Consider the following 15,722-nt stretch of genomic DNA (forward strand, 5'->3'; position numbering starts at 1 on the left):
TGCCATGGATACGAACGCCTCACCCCAGGCCAATCCGATGTTGGCTCAAATGAAAGACATAGTGCTGCCCCCCGAGGTGCCCGCCTGGCCGCCCGCGCCCTGGGTATGGGCGGCGGCGCTGCTCTTGGTGCTGATACTGGCCATATCTATCTGGTTTTGGCGTAAACGCCGCGCCGCCAGGCAGGCCTGGCTGCAGCCAAGGGATGAGGCGCTGTCGCTGCTTGGCTCGCTCTCTCCCGCATCAGAGCAGTTTGCCCTTGAGCTGAGCGCCCTGTTAAAGCGTGCTGCATTAAGCTATTTTCCCCGCGCCGAAGTCGCATCGCTCACCGGTGCCGCCTGGACCGACTTTTTGAACCAGCGACTGCCAGGCTGTGCCCAGGGCAACTTCAGTCTGTTACAGCAAAGCGCCTATCAACCAGCGCCCATGGCCAAAGCCGATGCCGAGGCCTTGAAAGCACTGGCAGAACAGTGGCTGATTACATTGCCGCAAACGGTAAAGGCGACCTTAAACCAGAGCGGCAGCCAAATGTTAAACGGCCAAAAAGCCAATCTCAGTCAATCGGGGGGCGCTTAACCATGCTGACCCTCGCCCTGCCGTGGATATTACTGCTGCTGCCTTTGCCGCTGCTTATCCGCCCAGCCAAACAGCCCGGCATTTCAGGTCACCTGCATCTGCCCGGCAGCAGCGCATTGTCGGTTAGCCAGAGTCCGAACAGCGCTGGCCGCAAACGCTATCTGCAATACCTGATGTGGGCTGCATTATTGCTGGCCGTTGCCCGGCCGCAGTGGCTTGGCGAGCCCATTGAGCTGCCAAGCCAGGGACGGGATTTGATGGTGGCCGTTGACCTTTCAGGCTCAATGGAGTTTTCCGATATGGAACTAGATGGCCGCATCGTTGACCGTTTTACCCTGGTACAAAAGGTGGTGGGCGACTTTATCGAGCGGCGCGCGGGCGATCGCATCGGCTTAATCCTGTTTGCCGATCACGCCTACCTGCAATCGCCGCTGACCCTGGACAGACGCTCGGTGGCAACCTTTTTACGGGAAGCCCGTGTGGGTCTGGTTGGCCGGCAAACGGCCATAGGTGAAGCCATAGCACTTGCAGTAAAACGTTTTGAAAACCTTGAAGAAAGTAACAGAGTATTGGTGCTGCTCACCGACGGCACCAACAACGCCGGCAATATAGACCCCGATGCCGCTGCCGCCATTGCCGCCGAACGCAAGGTGACCATTTACACCGTTGGCGTGGGCGCCGATGTGTCGACGCGCCGTGGCAGCGGCCGTGACCGAAGCAACCCTTCGGTGGACATGGACGAAGCCCAGCTTGAACGCATTGCCGAGGTAACCCACGGCCGTTATTTCCGTGCCCGCTCAAGCAGCGAGCTTGAAAGCATCTATCAGGAAATCGACAAGTTGCAGCCCGTTGCCCGTGATGTGCAAACTTACCGGCCGAAAAAGGAACTCTTTTACTATCCGCTCGCCGCAGCGCTGCTGCTCAGCCTGCTGAGTGCACTGTCCAGCGCTGGGTTTCTGGCGCGCACCAGCCAGATCAGGGGGAAAGGATGATCCACTTTATTCGCCCGCAGTGGCTGCTTGCCCTTATTCCACTCGCGCTGCTGCTGTATTTCTTATGGCGCCGCCGCGCCGCCGTATCGGCCTGGCAGGGCTACATTGCCCCCCATCTGGCGGGACTGTTAATGGCCGGTGACAACCGCATCAAGGCCAATAAGAGCCTGTGGCTGCTTGCCGCAAGCTGGTTTATCGCCACCCTCGCCCTTGCAGGTCCGGCATTTGACAAAGAACCCATGCCGGTCTTCAGTGCCGGTGGCGGCCGGGTGCTGGTGATGGACATGTCGGTGTCCATGTTTGCTACCGATCTGGTGCCAAACCGCGTGACTCAGGCCAAGTTCCGGGCGACCGACCTGATTGAGGCGCTGCCGGAAGGCGACACCGGCCTGATTGCCTATGCCGGTGATGCCTTTGTCATCAGCCCGCTTACCCGAGACAAAAGCACCTTGCTGAACCTCCTGCCATCGCTGAGCCCGGATATCATGCCGCTTTTGGGGTCATCCCCCGCAGAAGGTGTTGCCCTCGCCCGTGATTTGCTGGTGCACGGCGGTCACCCCGGCGGCGACATTATTCTGATGACAGATGGCCTGGATGAAGTGGATGCAGCCGATATTCGCCGGGCGCTCAAAGACAGCAAGCTGCGTCTCAGCGTCTATGGATTTGGCACCGCCCAGGGCGCGCCGATGAAGCTGCCGGACGGCAAGCTGGTACGTGGTAATGACGATGAGCTGGTCATGCCAAGGCTGGATGCCGCTGTTCTTGCCAAACTTGCCAGTGATGAGCGCGGTATTTGGCTGCCTGCGGGCCTCGATGGCAGCGATGTAAAGCACCTGGTGAGCTGGCTTGACCGTGAAGGCGACGCCAAGGAAACCGAGCTTAGCGGCGACAGTTGGCAGGATTTGGGGCCCTATATTGCGCTGCTGCTGCTTCTGCCAGCGCTTATCAGTTTCCGCCGCGGCATCCTCGGCGCCCTGCTGCTGTGTGCCTTGCTGCCTGCAATGCCGCCAAGCGCCGAAGCCAGCATTTGGCAAACCCGCGACCAAAGCGCCATGGACGCCTTTAAAGAAGGTAAATTCGCTGACGCCGCTTCCGGCTTTACGCGCGAAGACTGGAAAGCCGCCGCCGATTACCGCGCCGGAAATTTTGAAGCGGCGCTCGACGGTTTCAACAAGGACCAAAGTGCCAACGGCCTGTATAACCAGGGTAACGCGCTGATGCAACTTGGAAAATATGATGATGCAGCCAACCGCTATGCCGAGGCGCTGAAAAAGAATCCCGATCTCAGCGCCGCGACACAGAACCTGGCGCTTGCAAAGGCGCTTGCTCAGCAGCAACAGCAGCAAAATGGCAATGGCGAGAATCAGGACAACAAAGAGCAAAATAAAGACGAGTCCCAAAGCCAGAATCAGGAACAAAACCAGGAGCAAAACCAGCAACAAAATCAGTCTGGCGAGCAAAATCAGGGTGATCAGAGCCAGCAAAATGGCGCAGACCAGCAAAATGGCAGCGACCAGCAAGGCTCGTCCCAGGCTGATAATCAGTCCGGCGACAACCAGGCCGCCAATCAGCAGGATAACAGCCAAAAAGCCAGTGGCGATGCCAAACAGCAGCCCGACGCTTCCGCTGACTCAGCACCTAAGCCTTCAGATCCGTCGACCGAATCGGCGAATTCCGGGGCGGATAACGCCAATAACGATCAGGCCAAACAGGACGCGCCCATGAATGCTGACGCAGCCCAGGCAGCGCAGCAAAAGGATACACAACAGCCTCAGCAGGCAGCCCGTCAGGGACTGGAAGCCAATCAGGCTGACGACAATCAGCAAGCTGCCCAAAGCGCGTCGCTGGGTGACAAACAGGACGATAACCAGGGCGAGCAGGCTGAGGTAGCCGTGGTCGACCCCAGTATCAAGGAGTCTGATTTGCCGCCGGAAATGATGCGGGCGCTGAAAGCCGTGAACGATGACCCGGCGGTACTGCTTCGCAACAAGATGCAACTGGAATATCAGATCCGCCGTGCCCGCGGCGATCACAGAAAGGAAAAAGAAAAGTGGTAAAACAGCTTCTAACCGGCCTTTTTCTGCTGACAGTCACAAGCCACAGCTGGGCACTGAGTCGCCTCGATGCCTCGGTCGATAAAAACCCCGTTGGCCGCGACGAAAGCCTGGTGCTAACCATAGTCGCCGACGATGAAGTGGAAGCCAGCCGTCTCGACACGTCGGGCCTGATGCGCAACTTTCTGGTGGGCCGCACCAGCATGAGCCGCTCGACCCGCATCGTGAATTTCGACAGCCACAAGGAAACCCGCTGGCAGATTTTGCTGACGCCCCGCAACACAGGCACGCTGCAAATCCCGGCATTCAGTATCGATGGGGTGTCATCAGACCCTATCTCACTTACCGTAAGCAAGCGCGAAAGTGTCGACCGCACCTCCAGCACCCTGTTTGTGACTTCCGAGTTGCTGCAAGCCAATGTGTATCTGGGGCAGATGGCGCTGTACAAGGTCAAACTGTTTCTGGCGGTGGATCTGCAGCGCGGCGATTTGTCGGTTCCAGCCATCGAAGGCGCGCGGATAAAACAGCTTGGCGAAGATAAAGAGTCGATGGATATCGTCAATGGCCGTCGTTTCCGGGTGATTGAACGTGTGTATGGCATCACCCCTGACAAAGCAGGCACACTGATCGTCAAGCCGCCGGTATTTGAAGGGGATGTGCTGGTGCCGGTGCGCGGCAATGGCGGCATGTTCAGCTTCAACGAAAGCCGACCAATGCGAGCCACCGGTAAAGAACAACAGCTGTTGGTTAAAGACAAGCCGGAAAGCTGGCGGGGCAACTGGTTTGTGGCCGACCTTGTGGCGCTGAAAGAAGAATTCCCCGAGGATGTGGAAGAGTTTGCCCTTGGCACCCCTATTACCCGCACCCTGACCCTGCTGGCGTCCAATGCTGACGAAACCAGCCTGCCGTCATTGGCGAGTGTGCTGCCCGCGGAGCTTAAAACCTACCCCGAAAAACCCGAGGTTCAAACCTTCCTGCGGGACGAACAGCTGGTGGTGCAGTTAAGGCTCACCGAAGCCATAGTGCCCAATGAAGTCGGCACCTTCGAGTTACCGGCCATCGAAGTGCCCTGGTGGAACCCGCATCTTAAAAAGCGCGAAGTGGCGGTTATTCCGGCCCGCACCATCCGTGTCACAGGCGTAATGCCGCAAACGGCTGTGCTGCCGCAGCCAGGTCCGGTGACAGTGCAAACCGATGCCGGTTTCTGGCCATGGCTCGCCGCCTTTTTCGCACTGGGCTGGCTTGCCACCGCGGCCGGTTGGTTCAGCAGCCGTAAACGCCAGGCCGTGGGCCAGGAAGAAACCCTGAATGCAGCGCCGCAAAGCGCCGCCAAAGGTGCCCTTGAGCAGGCCTGCGCCGCCGGTGATGGCAAGGCCATGCTGAATATGACCCTGGCGTATCTCTCTGCCCAAACCGGCGACAACGTCACCCTGGAAAAAGCCAAATCCCTGTCGCCGCAGCTCGCTGCAGCGCTCGATGCTATCCAGCGGGCGCTTTATGGCAAACAGCAGGGTGCCATCGATGGCGCGCCCTTGCTACAGGCACTCAAGGCACTGCAACAAGCCCCTGCCAAAAACCCAGATACCGCACTCAAGTCCCTAAATCCGTAGAGAGTTTTGCGAGGCGTGCCATTGCACGCCGGGGTAAAATCCGCAATGCTACACTGAATATGTCAGGCCGCAGATGAGTAACCCGAATAGCTCAACCTGCGGCCGGGGCATCCAGCCTCCCGCCCGGGAGGCTTGCTATTGGACTGGGGATAAAAAATGTTTTCCAAGATGCGAAAGAAATTCGCACCCGAGTCGGTCAACTCTGACATGCTGAATAAACAACGACGTTACGACAGCCTGGTCAGGGCTCTGCATGCCGATGTGTACCGCTACGCCTACTGGCTTTGCGGCGATAAACACGTGGCCGAAGATATCACGCAGGAAACCTTTTTGCGTGCCTGGAAGTCATTGGATTCCCTCAAGGATGACAAGGCTGCCAAGGCGTGGCTTATCACCATTCTTCGCCGCGAAAATGCCCGCCGCTTCGAGCGTAAGCAGTTTGATTACAGCGACATCGAGCAGGACGCACTGGAAGATGCCATCAGCCAGAGCACCGAGGATGAAACCGAACATTATTGGCTGAGACGGCAAATCGCCAAACTTGAGCCCGAATACCGCGAGCCTTTGGTGTTGCAGGTGATTGGTGGTTTCAGTGGTGACGAAATTGCCGAATTGCTCGAGCTGAACCGAAATACCGTGATGACGCGCCTCTTCAGAGCCAGAAACCAGCTTAAAGAAGCGCTCGAACAACCCGAATTCCGAGGTCAATCAAATGGATGAACTTGAGTTTCGCCGCCGGGCCTATGGCGAGCCCCAGAGTCAGGATCCTGAATTTTTGAAGGCCATGGGTGAAGCTGAAGGCCGGGACGCCTTTGTCAGTGACTTAAAGAGTCTTGACCGGCGCCTGGAAAAAGCCATGAAAGTGGATGTACCTGAAGATCTGGCTGAAAAACTGCTGCTGCGTCAGCAGTTAACCCAGCACCACCAAAGCCGCAGACGCACCACCTTTATGGTGGCGATGGCGGCCTCCATTGCCTTTGCCTTTGGCCTGAGCTTCAGCCTGCTGCGCCTGGGGCCGGTGGATTTGGGCGAGCATGCCCTCGCCCACGTGTACCACGAAACCAAGGCGTTAAAGAGTGAAAGTGATGTGGCGCTTGGGGATCTCAATGCCAGCCTGGTGAGCATCCGCGGTCTGGAGCAAGCTCATTTCAACACGGCCCCCGGCCGGGTGGTGTACAAGGCCTACTGCGATTTTCAGGGCGTTCGCAGCCTGCATCTGGTGCTGGAAGGCGCCGAAGGCAAGGTCACCCTGTTTATTGTGCCGCTGGAAGAGCGTATGCAGCTCGACGAGCAGTTTGCTGACAACCACTATCAGGGACTTGGCTTTAAAACCGACGAAGCCTTTATGTTGCTGGTCGGTGAACAGGCCTCAGCACTGGAAGCCGCCAAGAAAGAAATTCGGCAAAGCTTTATCTGATTCGATTTCATTTCTGTCATATCCGCTGATCTGATGAGTCCCTTTTCCGGGGGACTGGTCAGATTAGCGTCGCTATTTGGGCCCAAATTGGGATCCCGCGCAAACTTCTGATAGCATGCCTTCACCAATCCGGTTTCTTCTCGAACCACGCTTATTTTGACCTGGGGTAGCTTACTGCCTTCGGATTGGTAAAACATAATTCAAATAAAAACTGACGGTTAACACAGCATGAGCATAGATACACCGATTCTGGTTACTTTTGTGGGCTATCTGGTCCTGATGATGGGGATAGGTTTTTGGGCCTTTAAGGCCACAGATTCCGTAGACGATTACATTCTTGGTGGCCGTAAAATGGGCCCCGGGGTGACCGCCCTGAGCGTAGGCGCATCCGACATGTCCGGCTGGTTGCTGCTGGGTTTGCCTGGGGCCGTTTATATGGGCGGTCTGGGTGAAGCCTGGATTGGCATAGGTCTGGTACTGGGTGCCTGGCTTAACTGGCTGTTTGTGGCCAAACGGCTGCGGATTTACACCCAGTTGGCAGACAACGCCCTGACCCTGCCTGACTTTTTTGAAAAGCGCTTCCACGACAAAGCCGGTGTACTGCGATTTGTCTCTGCCCTCACTATCCTGGTGTTCTTCACCTTTTATGCCTCGTCCGGCATGGTCGGTGGCGCCATCCTGTTTGAGAAAGTATTTGGCCTCGACTACACAGCAGCGCTGGTGATTGGCTCGGCCATCATCGTCGGATACACCTTCGTGGGCGGCTTCTTTGCAGTAAGCTGGACCGACTTTTTCCAGGGCTGTCTGATGCTGATTGCCCTGCTGATTGTGCCCATGGCGATTTTCACCAACACCGACAGCCACGCCAGCATAGACTCGCTGTCGCCTGAGATGCTGTCGCTTATCAGTGAAAACACTACCCTGTTTGGAGTCATTTCGCTGATGGCCTGGGGCCTTGGTTACTTTGGTCAGCCACATATTCTGTCGCGTTTTATGGCAATTGAGCGCCCTGATCATCTGCCGGTTTCCCGCCGTATTGCCATGAGCTGGATGATAGTGTCATTGATGGGCGCGCTGGCCACAGGGCTTGCCGGTAGCCTGTACTTTGCCAACGAGCCACTGAAAAACGCCGAAACCGTGTTTATCCATCTGGCCCAGGTCGCTTTTAATCCCTGGATTGCCGGTCTGCTGATCGCAGCGATTTTGTCGGCCATCATGAGCACCATCGACTCCCAACTGCTGGTGTGCTCAAGCGTGGTGACAGAAGACTTCTATCGCAAGTTCCGCCCCGAAGCCAAGGATAAAGAACTGATGCTGGTTGGCCGCTTTGGCGTACTGGCTATTGCCGTGATTGCCGGGGTCGTTGCCCTTGACCGCGAAAGCAGCGTTCTTGGATTGGTGAGCTACGCCTGGGCAGGTTTTGGTGCCGCCTTTGGCCCCGTGGTTCTGCTGTCGCTGTTCTGGCGCGATTACAGCAAAACCGGCGCCATTGCGACCATCATCACAGGTGCCGTTACCGTTGTGGTGTGGAAGCAGCTCAGTGGTGGCATGTTCAACCTGTATGAAATTCTGCCGGGCTTTGTGTTTGCTACCCTGGCTGGGGTGGTATTCAGCAAGCTGGCAGCGGTGGATGAGCAAGTCACCAGCGCCTTTGATGACTTCAAACAGCGGCTTTAATGAGCGCAAATCAGCGCAGTCCAGATAAGGTCTCGGGGATATAAGCCATTGCCAAACCCGATGAGCTAAGCCCCGGAAGATAAAAAAGCGTACACTTGTACGCTTTTTTATTGTCTGAAAACTGTAACCCTTTGTATCCCAATCCCACTGATTCGGTAAATGCTTAACTAAACAGCCGTCCACATTCAACTTGCCACAAAGCCCCGCCAACTGGCCAGTCCAGTGAAGCAGATAAACGCCACCATTGGTAATCCGCTTATCGACACCCCATATAAATTAACTGATTTTTAACAGGTTTCAACTAAAGCAAAAGCTCTGGTCGGACTTGTTGCGGTACAGTCATACTCCTAAGATGCCATGTTAATTTTTACCGTCAGGCCCTTTTGCCTGCGGCATGACCACAAAAAAGAGAAGAGACGATGAAGTACTTCAACAAGACACTGCTTGCCGCCGCCGTTGCCCTGGCCAGCACCCAGACCATGGCTGCCGGTTTCCAGCTCAACAGCCAATCTGCCACTGGTATCGGCCGTGCGTTTGCCGGTGATGCCGTGATTGCCGACAACGCCTCTGTATTGTCACGCAACCCTGCTGCCATGGCTCTGTTCGACAGCGCCGCCCTGTCCATGGGCGTGACCTACGCCGATATCGACGTCACCGTAAAAGACGTGTGCCTGAACGGCTCTCCTGTGTGTTTCGGCTCCGAAGATGCGGCCGCTGAAGCCAAAATCATCCCTAATTTCTACTACATCAACCCCATCAATGATAAATGGGCCTTTGGTGTGGCGGCCTTCTCCAACTTCGGTACCGGTACCGACGTGGGCGCACTGGCCAACAATGCCGTGACTATCCCAGGTATGGGCACCATCCCTGCGCCGGTTGATCTGCTGGGTAACACCGAAGTTGTCACCATGAACCTCAACGCCAGTGTCTCTTACCGCGTAAACGACCAGCTGAGCCTGGGCGCCGGTATCGACCTGATTTACGGCGAAGGCAAACTGACCCGTGAAGGCCAGCTGCCTGTACCAAACGTTGGCATGACCAACGTCAACCTGGTTAACGTGGATGCTGACGGCTGGGCCGTGGGCGGTATCGTGGGCGCGGTGTACGAGTTCAACGCCGACAACCGTATCGGTATGAGCTATCGCTTCAGCCCTGAGTTCAAAGCCAGCGGCGACATCAGCCAGTTCGTGCCTCAGGCTGGCGCTGCTGCCAACTACGATGAGATTGTTATCCCGCTGCCGGATATCTTCCAGGTTGCCGGTTTCCACCAGCTGACCGAGAAGTTTGCCGTGCACTACACTGCGCAGCTGACTACCTGGGGCGACTTTAAAGAAATCACCCTCGAAGATGGTCGTCTGGGCGATGCCAGCATTCCGTCATACCAGCTCAAGCACTATGCCTGGGATGACTCCTGGCTGTTCAGCGTAGGCGGTACTTACACGCTGTCTGATGCCTGGACACTGCGTGCCGGTTACATGCACGACAAGGGCGTAGTAAACGAAATCAGCTCTATCTCTATCCCTGACTCAGACCGCAACTGGTATACCCTGGGTGCCAGCTATGCCCTGAGCGCGCACTCTACCCTCGACTTCGGCGTGGCCTTCGTGCGCGGTGAAGATGTGGAAGTGCTGGAGCAGAGCGCACTCTACCCAGCAGCACTGACCGATGGCCTGGTTGTGGCGCACACCCGCTCCAACGCCACTTACTACTCTATGCAGTACTCTTATAAGTTCTGATAGTTGAAGTGAAAAAAGAGCCGCGCCTGTCGCGGCTTTTTTGTATCCATCGCCACTGTCGCCTACCCTTTAATCAGGCAGACATTGCCCAAACAGGGGAAAGCACATGGCAAAGGTGATTGGATTGGGGGGCGTTTTCTTTAAAAGCCCAAACCCGCAGGCGCTGGCAGAATGGTACAAGACCCATCTCGGCCTGCCGGTGGAACACTGGGGAGGCTGCGCCTTTCGCGCCACCGACCTGCCCAAAAGCAGCTACAGCGTCTGGAGTCCCTTCGATGAGTCCAGCGACTATTTCGCCCCCTCCAAACACGACTTTATGTTCAATCTGGTGGTGGACGACCTCGAAGGCGTGCTGACCCAGGCCGCAGCCGGCGGTGCCAATGTGCTGCCGCAGCGGGAAGACACCGAGTTTGGCCGCTTTGGCTGGTTTATCGACCCCGACGGTAACAAGGTGGAACTCTGGCAAATGAGTGACGCCGACTGAGGTCATGCCCTTTACTGATGCAAGGCGGGAGTATTTCACGTATTCTTGGGTAAATTCTGTAATGACCGCAGGAACTTACCTATGGAAAGAAGTTTATCACTGCCAGCCTTGCTGCTGGGCGTCTCTGTGGCGGCCGGCCTGGGTTTTCTTGGCATCAGTATCAAGGACACCGCCCAAAGCCTGAAGGACATGGAGCGCACGGTCAGCGTAAAAGGGCTGGCCGAGCAGGAAGTAATGGCCAACGTCGCCATCTGGCCTATTCGCTTTACCGAAGTCGACAACGACCTGCCACGGCTGTACGACACGGTGGAAACCAAAACCAACAAGGTTGTGGCCTTCCTTAAAAACCAGGGCTTCGGCGATGATGAAATCACCCTCTCTCTGCCCGCCATTGAAGACAGAACCGCCCAGGGTTACAGCGATCCCAACCTGAAATTCCGCTACGCCGCCAAAGTGACTGTCTCGCTGTACACCACCAAGGTATCGGCGCTGCTCGAAGCCCGTAAACAAATTGCCGCCCTCGCCCGGGATGGCATTGCCATTGGCGGCAATGAATACGAAAGCCGCCCCGAATTCCTCTACACCGAGCTCAACGCCATCAAACCCGCCATGGTGCAGGAAGCAACGCAAAATGCCCGTGAAGTGGCTGAGAAGTTCGCCAAGGACTCAAGCTCCAGCCTCGGCAAAATCAAAACCGCCAGCCAGGGCCAGTTTATTATTTCGGACCGGGACAGCAATTCACCACAAATCAAAAAGGTGCGTGTGGTCAGTACCGTGACCTATTATTTAACAGACTGATTTTCAGACAAGGGAAGCCACTGGCTTCCCTTTGTTTTTATTACCATGATCACGATACATGAAATTTTTCTAATGAAATGATTGCCGAGCACTGAACTTTTCATTAGAATTTTCTCATGGAACTTTTGGGAGCTTTGTTATGACCTCTTTCAAACTGCTCATGGGCGCTTCTTTTCTTGCCCTGAGCCTGGGTGCCGCTGCCGGCCAAACCATCAAGGTACAACACACTGAGGAAGACCAGCTGCTGACTCTGGACGCCCTGATTGAACCGGTCAAGGCCGCCACCGTATCAGCCCAAACCTCGGGCCGTATCGTGAAAATCCACTTCGATGTCAATGACCTGGTGCCTGCCGGTGCTGCGCTGCTGGAGATCACCAGCAAGGAGCAAGGGGCATCGCTGGCCGCCGCCGAAGCCGACTACGCCCGCGCCATTGCGGTCAATACCGAGGCCCAGGCCACCTTAAAACGCTATCAGGATTTGTTTCCCAAGGGCGCCATCTCCAAGGGCAGCCTGGATGAAGCCATTGCCCGTGCCAAAAGCAGCGAGCAGGCCGTCACTGCCGCCAATGCCGCCATCGTGCGTGCCCGTGAATCCTTAAGCTACACCACTGTTTATGCCCCCTTTGCCGGTGTGCTCACCGAGCGTCATATCGAATTGGGTGAAACAGTTAACCCCGGTCAGCCGCTGCTGTCAGGGTTTGGCACCGAACACATGCGCGCAGTGATGCAGGTACCCGGCCGTTATCTCGACGGTCTGAAAGCCAACCCAAAAGTGAGTGTCACCCTGACCGATGGCCGCACTCTGGATTCAGATGCGCTGACCATCTTCAGCTTCGCCTCGCCACAAAGCCACAGCTATCAGGTGCGTATCGACCTGCCGCAGGGCACTGACGTTCAGCCAGGCAGCTGGGCCAAGGCCAGCTTTGTGCAGGGCAAACGCCCCATGCTGCTGGTGCCCACCTCGGCGCTGGTTAAGCGCGGCGAGCTCAGCGCCGTTTACCTGATGCACGGCGACAAACCTGTGCTGACACAGGTTCGCACCGGCAAGGTTCAGGGCGACAAGGTCTCTATTCTCTCTGGCCTTAGCGATGGCGACATCATTGCCATTGATGGCTACGCCGTTAAAGCCCACTGATGTTGAGGATGAGCCATGACTGACTCAAACAAAGCTGCACTCGGGATCTCGGGCCGTATCGCCAGCGCCTTCCAGGCCAGTGCCATCACGCCACTGCTGGCGCTGCTGGCACTGCTTTTAGGCCTGTTTGCGGTAATGATCACCCCCAAAGAAGAAGAGCCACAAATCGATGTGACCTTCGCCGACGTCTTTATCCCCTTCCCCGGTGCCACTCCGGCGGAGGTGGAACATTTGGTGACCCTGCCTGCCGAGCAGGTTATCTCTGAAATCAAAGGTATAGACACCCTTTACTCATTCTCTCAGCCCGATGGCGCCCTGATCATTGCCATCTTTGAAGTTGGGGTAAAACGCAACGACGCCATAGTGGCGCTCTACAATCAGATTTATTCCAACCTCGACAAACTGCCCAGCGGCGCAGGCGTTGGTGAGCCATTAATCAAGCCCCGTGGCATTGATGACGTGCCCATTGTCAGCCTGACGCTGTGGTCAGAATCGAAACAGACAACCCCAGAACAACTGACTCATGTTGCCCGTGGGCTGGAAACCGAGCTTAAGCGCATTCCCGGCACCCGCGAGATCTACACCCTCGGACAACATGAGTTGGTTCTCAATGTGCGCATTGATCCGGCCGCCCTGTCGGCACATGGCCTCAGTTATGCCGATATTAATCAGGCGCTGATGGGCAACAATCAGATTTCCATGCCCATGCCATTGGTGCAGGACAATCAGGAAATCAAGGTGCAAACCGGCCAGTTCCTGCGCAGTGTCGATGATGTGCGCGATCTGGTGGTGGCGGTCCGCAGCGGCGCCAGCGGCCACAGCGAGCCTGTGTATCTGGCGGATCTGGCCGAAGTGAGCCTGAAAAGCGACCTGCCCCGCGCCCAGGTGCAGCATGTAAATAAAGACGGCAGCTATCCAGCGGTCACCATCGCCATTGGTAAACAAAGCGGCATGAACGCGGTGGACATTGCCGATGATGTGATTGCACGTCTGGCGGTGCTGGAAAACACCCTGCTGCCGGCCGATGTGCACGCCACTGTGTCGCGCAACTACGGTGAAACTGCCGCCGACAAATCAAATACGCTGATTTTTAAACTGATTTTTGCTACTGCTGCCGTGGTGGTGCTGGTGCTCTTTACCATGGGGATGCGTGAAGCCCTGGTGGTGGGCATTGCGATTATCATCACCCTGGCGCTGACCTTGTTTGCCAGCTGGGCCTGGGGCTTTACCTTAAACCGGGTATCGCTGTTCGCGCTTATCTTCTCCATCGGCATTCTGGTAGATGACGCCATTGTGGTGGTGGAAAACATTCACCGCCATATGGCCATGGGTAAGACCTCGATGAAGGAGCTTATTCCGGTGGCCGTGGATGAAGTGGGCGGCCCGACAATTCTGGCGACCTTCACCGTGATTGCCGCCCTGCTGCCGATGGCGTTTGTTTCCGGCCTGATGGGCCCTTATATGAGCCCAATTCCCATCAACGCCAGCATGGGTATGCTGATTTCACTGGCGGTAGCCTTTGTGCTCACGCCCTGGCTCAGTCGCAAGCTGCTCAAATCCCATGAGCACCATGGTGAGTCAGCCAATGATGCCGGCGCCCATGGCGGTGAAGATCCGCGCATGGTACGCCTGTTCACCCGCCTGATTGGCCCCTTCCTTGGCGGCGATGAAGGCCGCAAGGCACGCCTCGGTCTGGGGCTGGGAATTGTGGGGCTTATCATGGTTGCCGTGGCCCTGCCTGCGCTGCAGGCGGTGGTGCTCAAGATGTTGCCCTTTGACAACAAGTCAGAGTTCCAGGTGATGGTGGACATGCCGGAGGGCACCACCTTTGAGGAAAACCTCAAGGTGCTGCACGCACTGGCTGATGAGCTTGCCAGCGTGGAAGAAGTGCAGCATATGCAGCTCTACGCAGGCACAGCCGCGCCGATGAACTTTAACGGCCTGGTGCGTCACTACTTCCTGCGCTCAAGCCCCGAACTTGGCGATATTCAGGTAAATCTGGTGGACAAGAAACACCGCAGCCGCGACAGCCACAGCATTGCGCTGGCGGTGCGTGGACCGCTGCAGGAGATTGGCCGCCGTTTCAATGCCAACGTCAAGGTGGTGGAAGTGCCCCCCGGCCCGCCGGTGTGGTCGCCGATTGTGGCCGAGGTTTACGGCCCGAATGAGCAGTTGCGTCAGGAAGCGGCCCGCAAGGTGTTGGGCGTATTTAAAACCACCGAAGATGTTGTCGATATGGACATCTTCCTGCCAGCCGCACAGCAAAAGTGGCAGGTACTTATCGATCGCAGCAAAGCCGCACTCCTTGGGGTGCCCTATGGCTCGATTGTGGATCTGGTAGCCACCTCGGTGGGCGGCAAGGATGTGAGCGTACTGCACATCGACAATCGCTCCCGCCCGGTGCCTATCCGTTTGCAGCTTGAAGAAGCCAGCAAACTGGATCTGGATGCCATCATGGGCATGACGCTGCCCGGCAGCCGCGGTCAGGTAGCAGTATCTGAGTTGGTGACTATCCGTAAAGGGGTGATTGATGCGCCTATCATCCACAAAAACCTCATCCCTATGGTGATGGTGGTGGCGGATATGGCAGGCCCACTGGACAGCCCACTCTACGGCATGTTCGAGATGGCCGGCACCATCACTGACAGCGAGGAGATGGGTTACGCCCAGCATTATGTGAATCGACCCTCAGGGCTGACCGAAGTGGCCGTGCTGTGGGATGGCGAGTGGAAAATCACCTACGAGACCTTCCGTGACATGGGTATCGCCTATGCGGTGGGCATGATAGCGATTTACCTGCTGGTGGTGGCTCAGTTCCGCTCCTATCTGGTGCCGCTCATCATCATGGCGCCCATTCCGCTGACCGTGATTGGGGTAATGCCAGGTCATGCTCTGCTTGGGGCGCAGTTCACCGCCACCTCCATGATTGGCATGATTGCGCTGGCGGGGATCATAGTGCGCAACTCGATTTTGCTGGTCGACTTTATCAATCAGGAAGTTGACCGCGGCGTGCCCTTTGCTCAGGCGGTTATCCACTCGGGCGCGGTGCGGGCTAAGCCCATCATGCTGACGGCGCTTGCCGCCATGATTGGTGCGCTGTTTATTCTGGACGATCCGATTTTCAACGGTCTGGCTATCAGTTTGATTTTCGGGATCTTTATATCAACCATTTTGACGCTGGTCGTCATCCCCGTGCTCTATTATGCCTTTATGCGGCACGGCTATGAGACCCACTAATCACTGCT

General features: G+C 56.6%; 12 protein-coding genes. All 12 read left to right on the top strand.

The annotated features are described in order from the left end of the window. Nucleotides 1–4 precede the first annotated feature (4 nt). On the top strand, nt 5–574 hold the full coding sequence (locus tag STH12_RS09490) for a DUF4381 domain-containing protein (RefSeq protein ID WP_126167320.1): 570 nt from the start codon (nt 5–7) through the stop codon (nt 572–574). A 2-nt stretch (nt 575–576) separates the two neighbouring features. After that, entirely contained in the window at nt 577–1,566 is a 990-nt protein-coding gene (locus STH12_RS09495) for a vWA domain-containing protein (protein WP_126167321.1), read from the top strand. After that, nucleotides 1,563–3,623 carry a vWA domain-containing protein gene (locus STH12_RS09500; protein ID WP_126167322.1) on the top strand — a complete coding sequence of 687 codons (2,061 nt, stop codon included), beginning with the start codon at nt 1,563–1,565 and terminating at the stop codon, nt 3,621–3,623. The genes STH12_RS09495 and STH12_RS09500 overlap by 4 nt, the downstream gene beginning before the upstream one ends. After that, nucleotides 3,617–5,230, top strand: coding sequence for a BatD family protein (locus STH12_RS09505; protein ID WP_164551177.1), 1,614 nt, complete (start codon nt 3,617–3,619; stop codon nt 5,228–5,230). Before STH12_RS09500 ends, STH12_RS09505 begins: the two co-directional genes overlap by 7 nt. Nucleotides 5,231–5,386: 156 nt before the next feature. Beyond that, the gene (locus tag STH12_RS09510) at nt 5,387–5,950 is read left to right on the top strand and encodes a sigma-70 family RNA polymerase sigma factor (protein WP_126167324.1); all 564 of its coding nucleotides are present in this window, start codon (nt 5,387–5,389) and stop codon (nt 5,948–5,950) included. Continuing rightward, nucleotides 5,943–6,647: a DUF3379 domain-containing protein gene (locus STH12_RS09515; RefSeq protein ID WP_126167325.1), complete on the top strand. Its 705-nt coding sequence runs from the start codon at nt 5,943–5,945 to the stop codon at nt 6,645–6,647. Before STH12_RS09510 ends, STH12_RS09515 begins: the two co-directional genes overlap by 8 nt. A gap of 228 nt (nt 6,648–6,875) precedes the next feature. After that, complete coding sequence (putP, locus tag STH12_RS09520; protein WP_126167326.1) at nt 6,876–8,324, top strand: sodium/proline symporter PutP; 1,449 nt, start codon at nt 6,876–6,878, stop codon at nt 8,322–8,324. Between the two features lie 419 nt (nt 8,325–8,743). Continuing rightward, entirely contained in the window at nt 8,744–10,060 is a 1,317-nt protein-coding gene (locus STH12_RS09525; RefSeq protein WP_126167327.1) for an OmpP1/FadL family transporter, read from the top strand. A 106-nt stretch (nt 10,061–10,166) separates the two neighbouring features. Then, a complete protein-coding gene (locus tag STH12_RS09530; RefSeq protein ID WP_126167328.1) occupies nt 10,167–10,544 on the top strand; it encodes a VOC family protein in 378 nt (125 codons plus the stop codon). Nucleotides 10,545–10,625: 81 nt separating this feature from the next. Continuing rightward, nucleotides 10,626–11,342 carry an SIMPL domain-containing protein gene (locus tag STH12_RS09535; protein ID WP_126167329.1) on the top strand — a complete coding sequence of 239 codons (717 nt, stop codon included), beginning with the start codon at nt 10,626–10,628 and terminating at the stop codon, nt 11,340–11,342. Between the two features lie 139 nt (nt 11,343–11,481). Continuing rightward, complete coding sequence (locus tag STH12_RS09540; protein WP_126167330.1) at nt 11,482–12,477, top strand: efflux RND transporter periplasmic adaptor subunit; 996 nt, start codon at nt 11,482–11,484, stop codon at nt 12,475–12,477. A 15-nt stretch (nt 12,478–12,492) separates the two neighbouring features. Further along, the gene (locus tag STH12_RS09545) at nt 12,493–15,714 is read left to right on the top strand and encodes an efflux RND transporter permease subunit (protein WP_126167331.1); all 3,222 of its coding nucleotides are present in this window, start codon (nt 12,493–12,495) and stop codon (nt 15,712–15,714) included. Nucleotides 15,715–15,722 lie beyond the last annotated feature (8 nt).

It is taken from the genome of Shewanella khirikhana, assembly GCF_003957745.1.
Lineage (GTDB): Bacteria > Pseudomonadota > Gammaproteobacteria > Enterobacterales > Shewanellaceae > Shewanella > Shewanella khirikhana.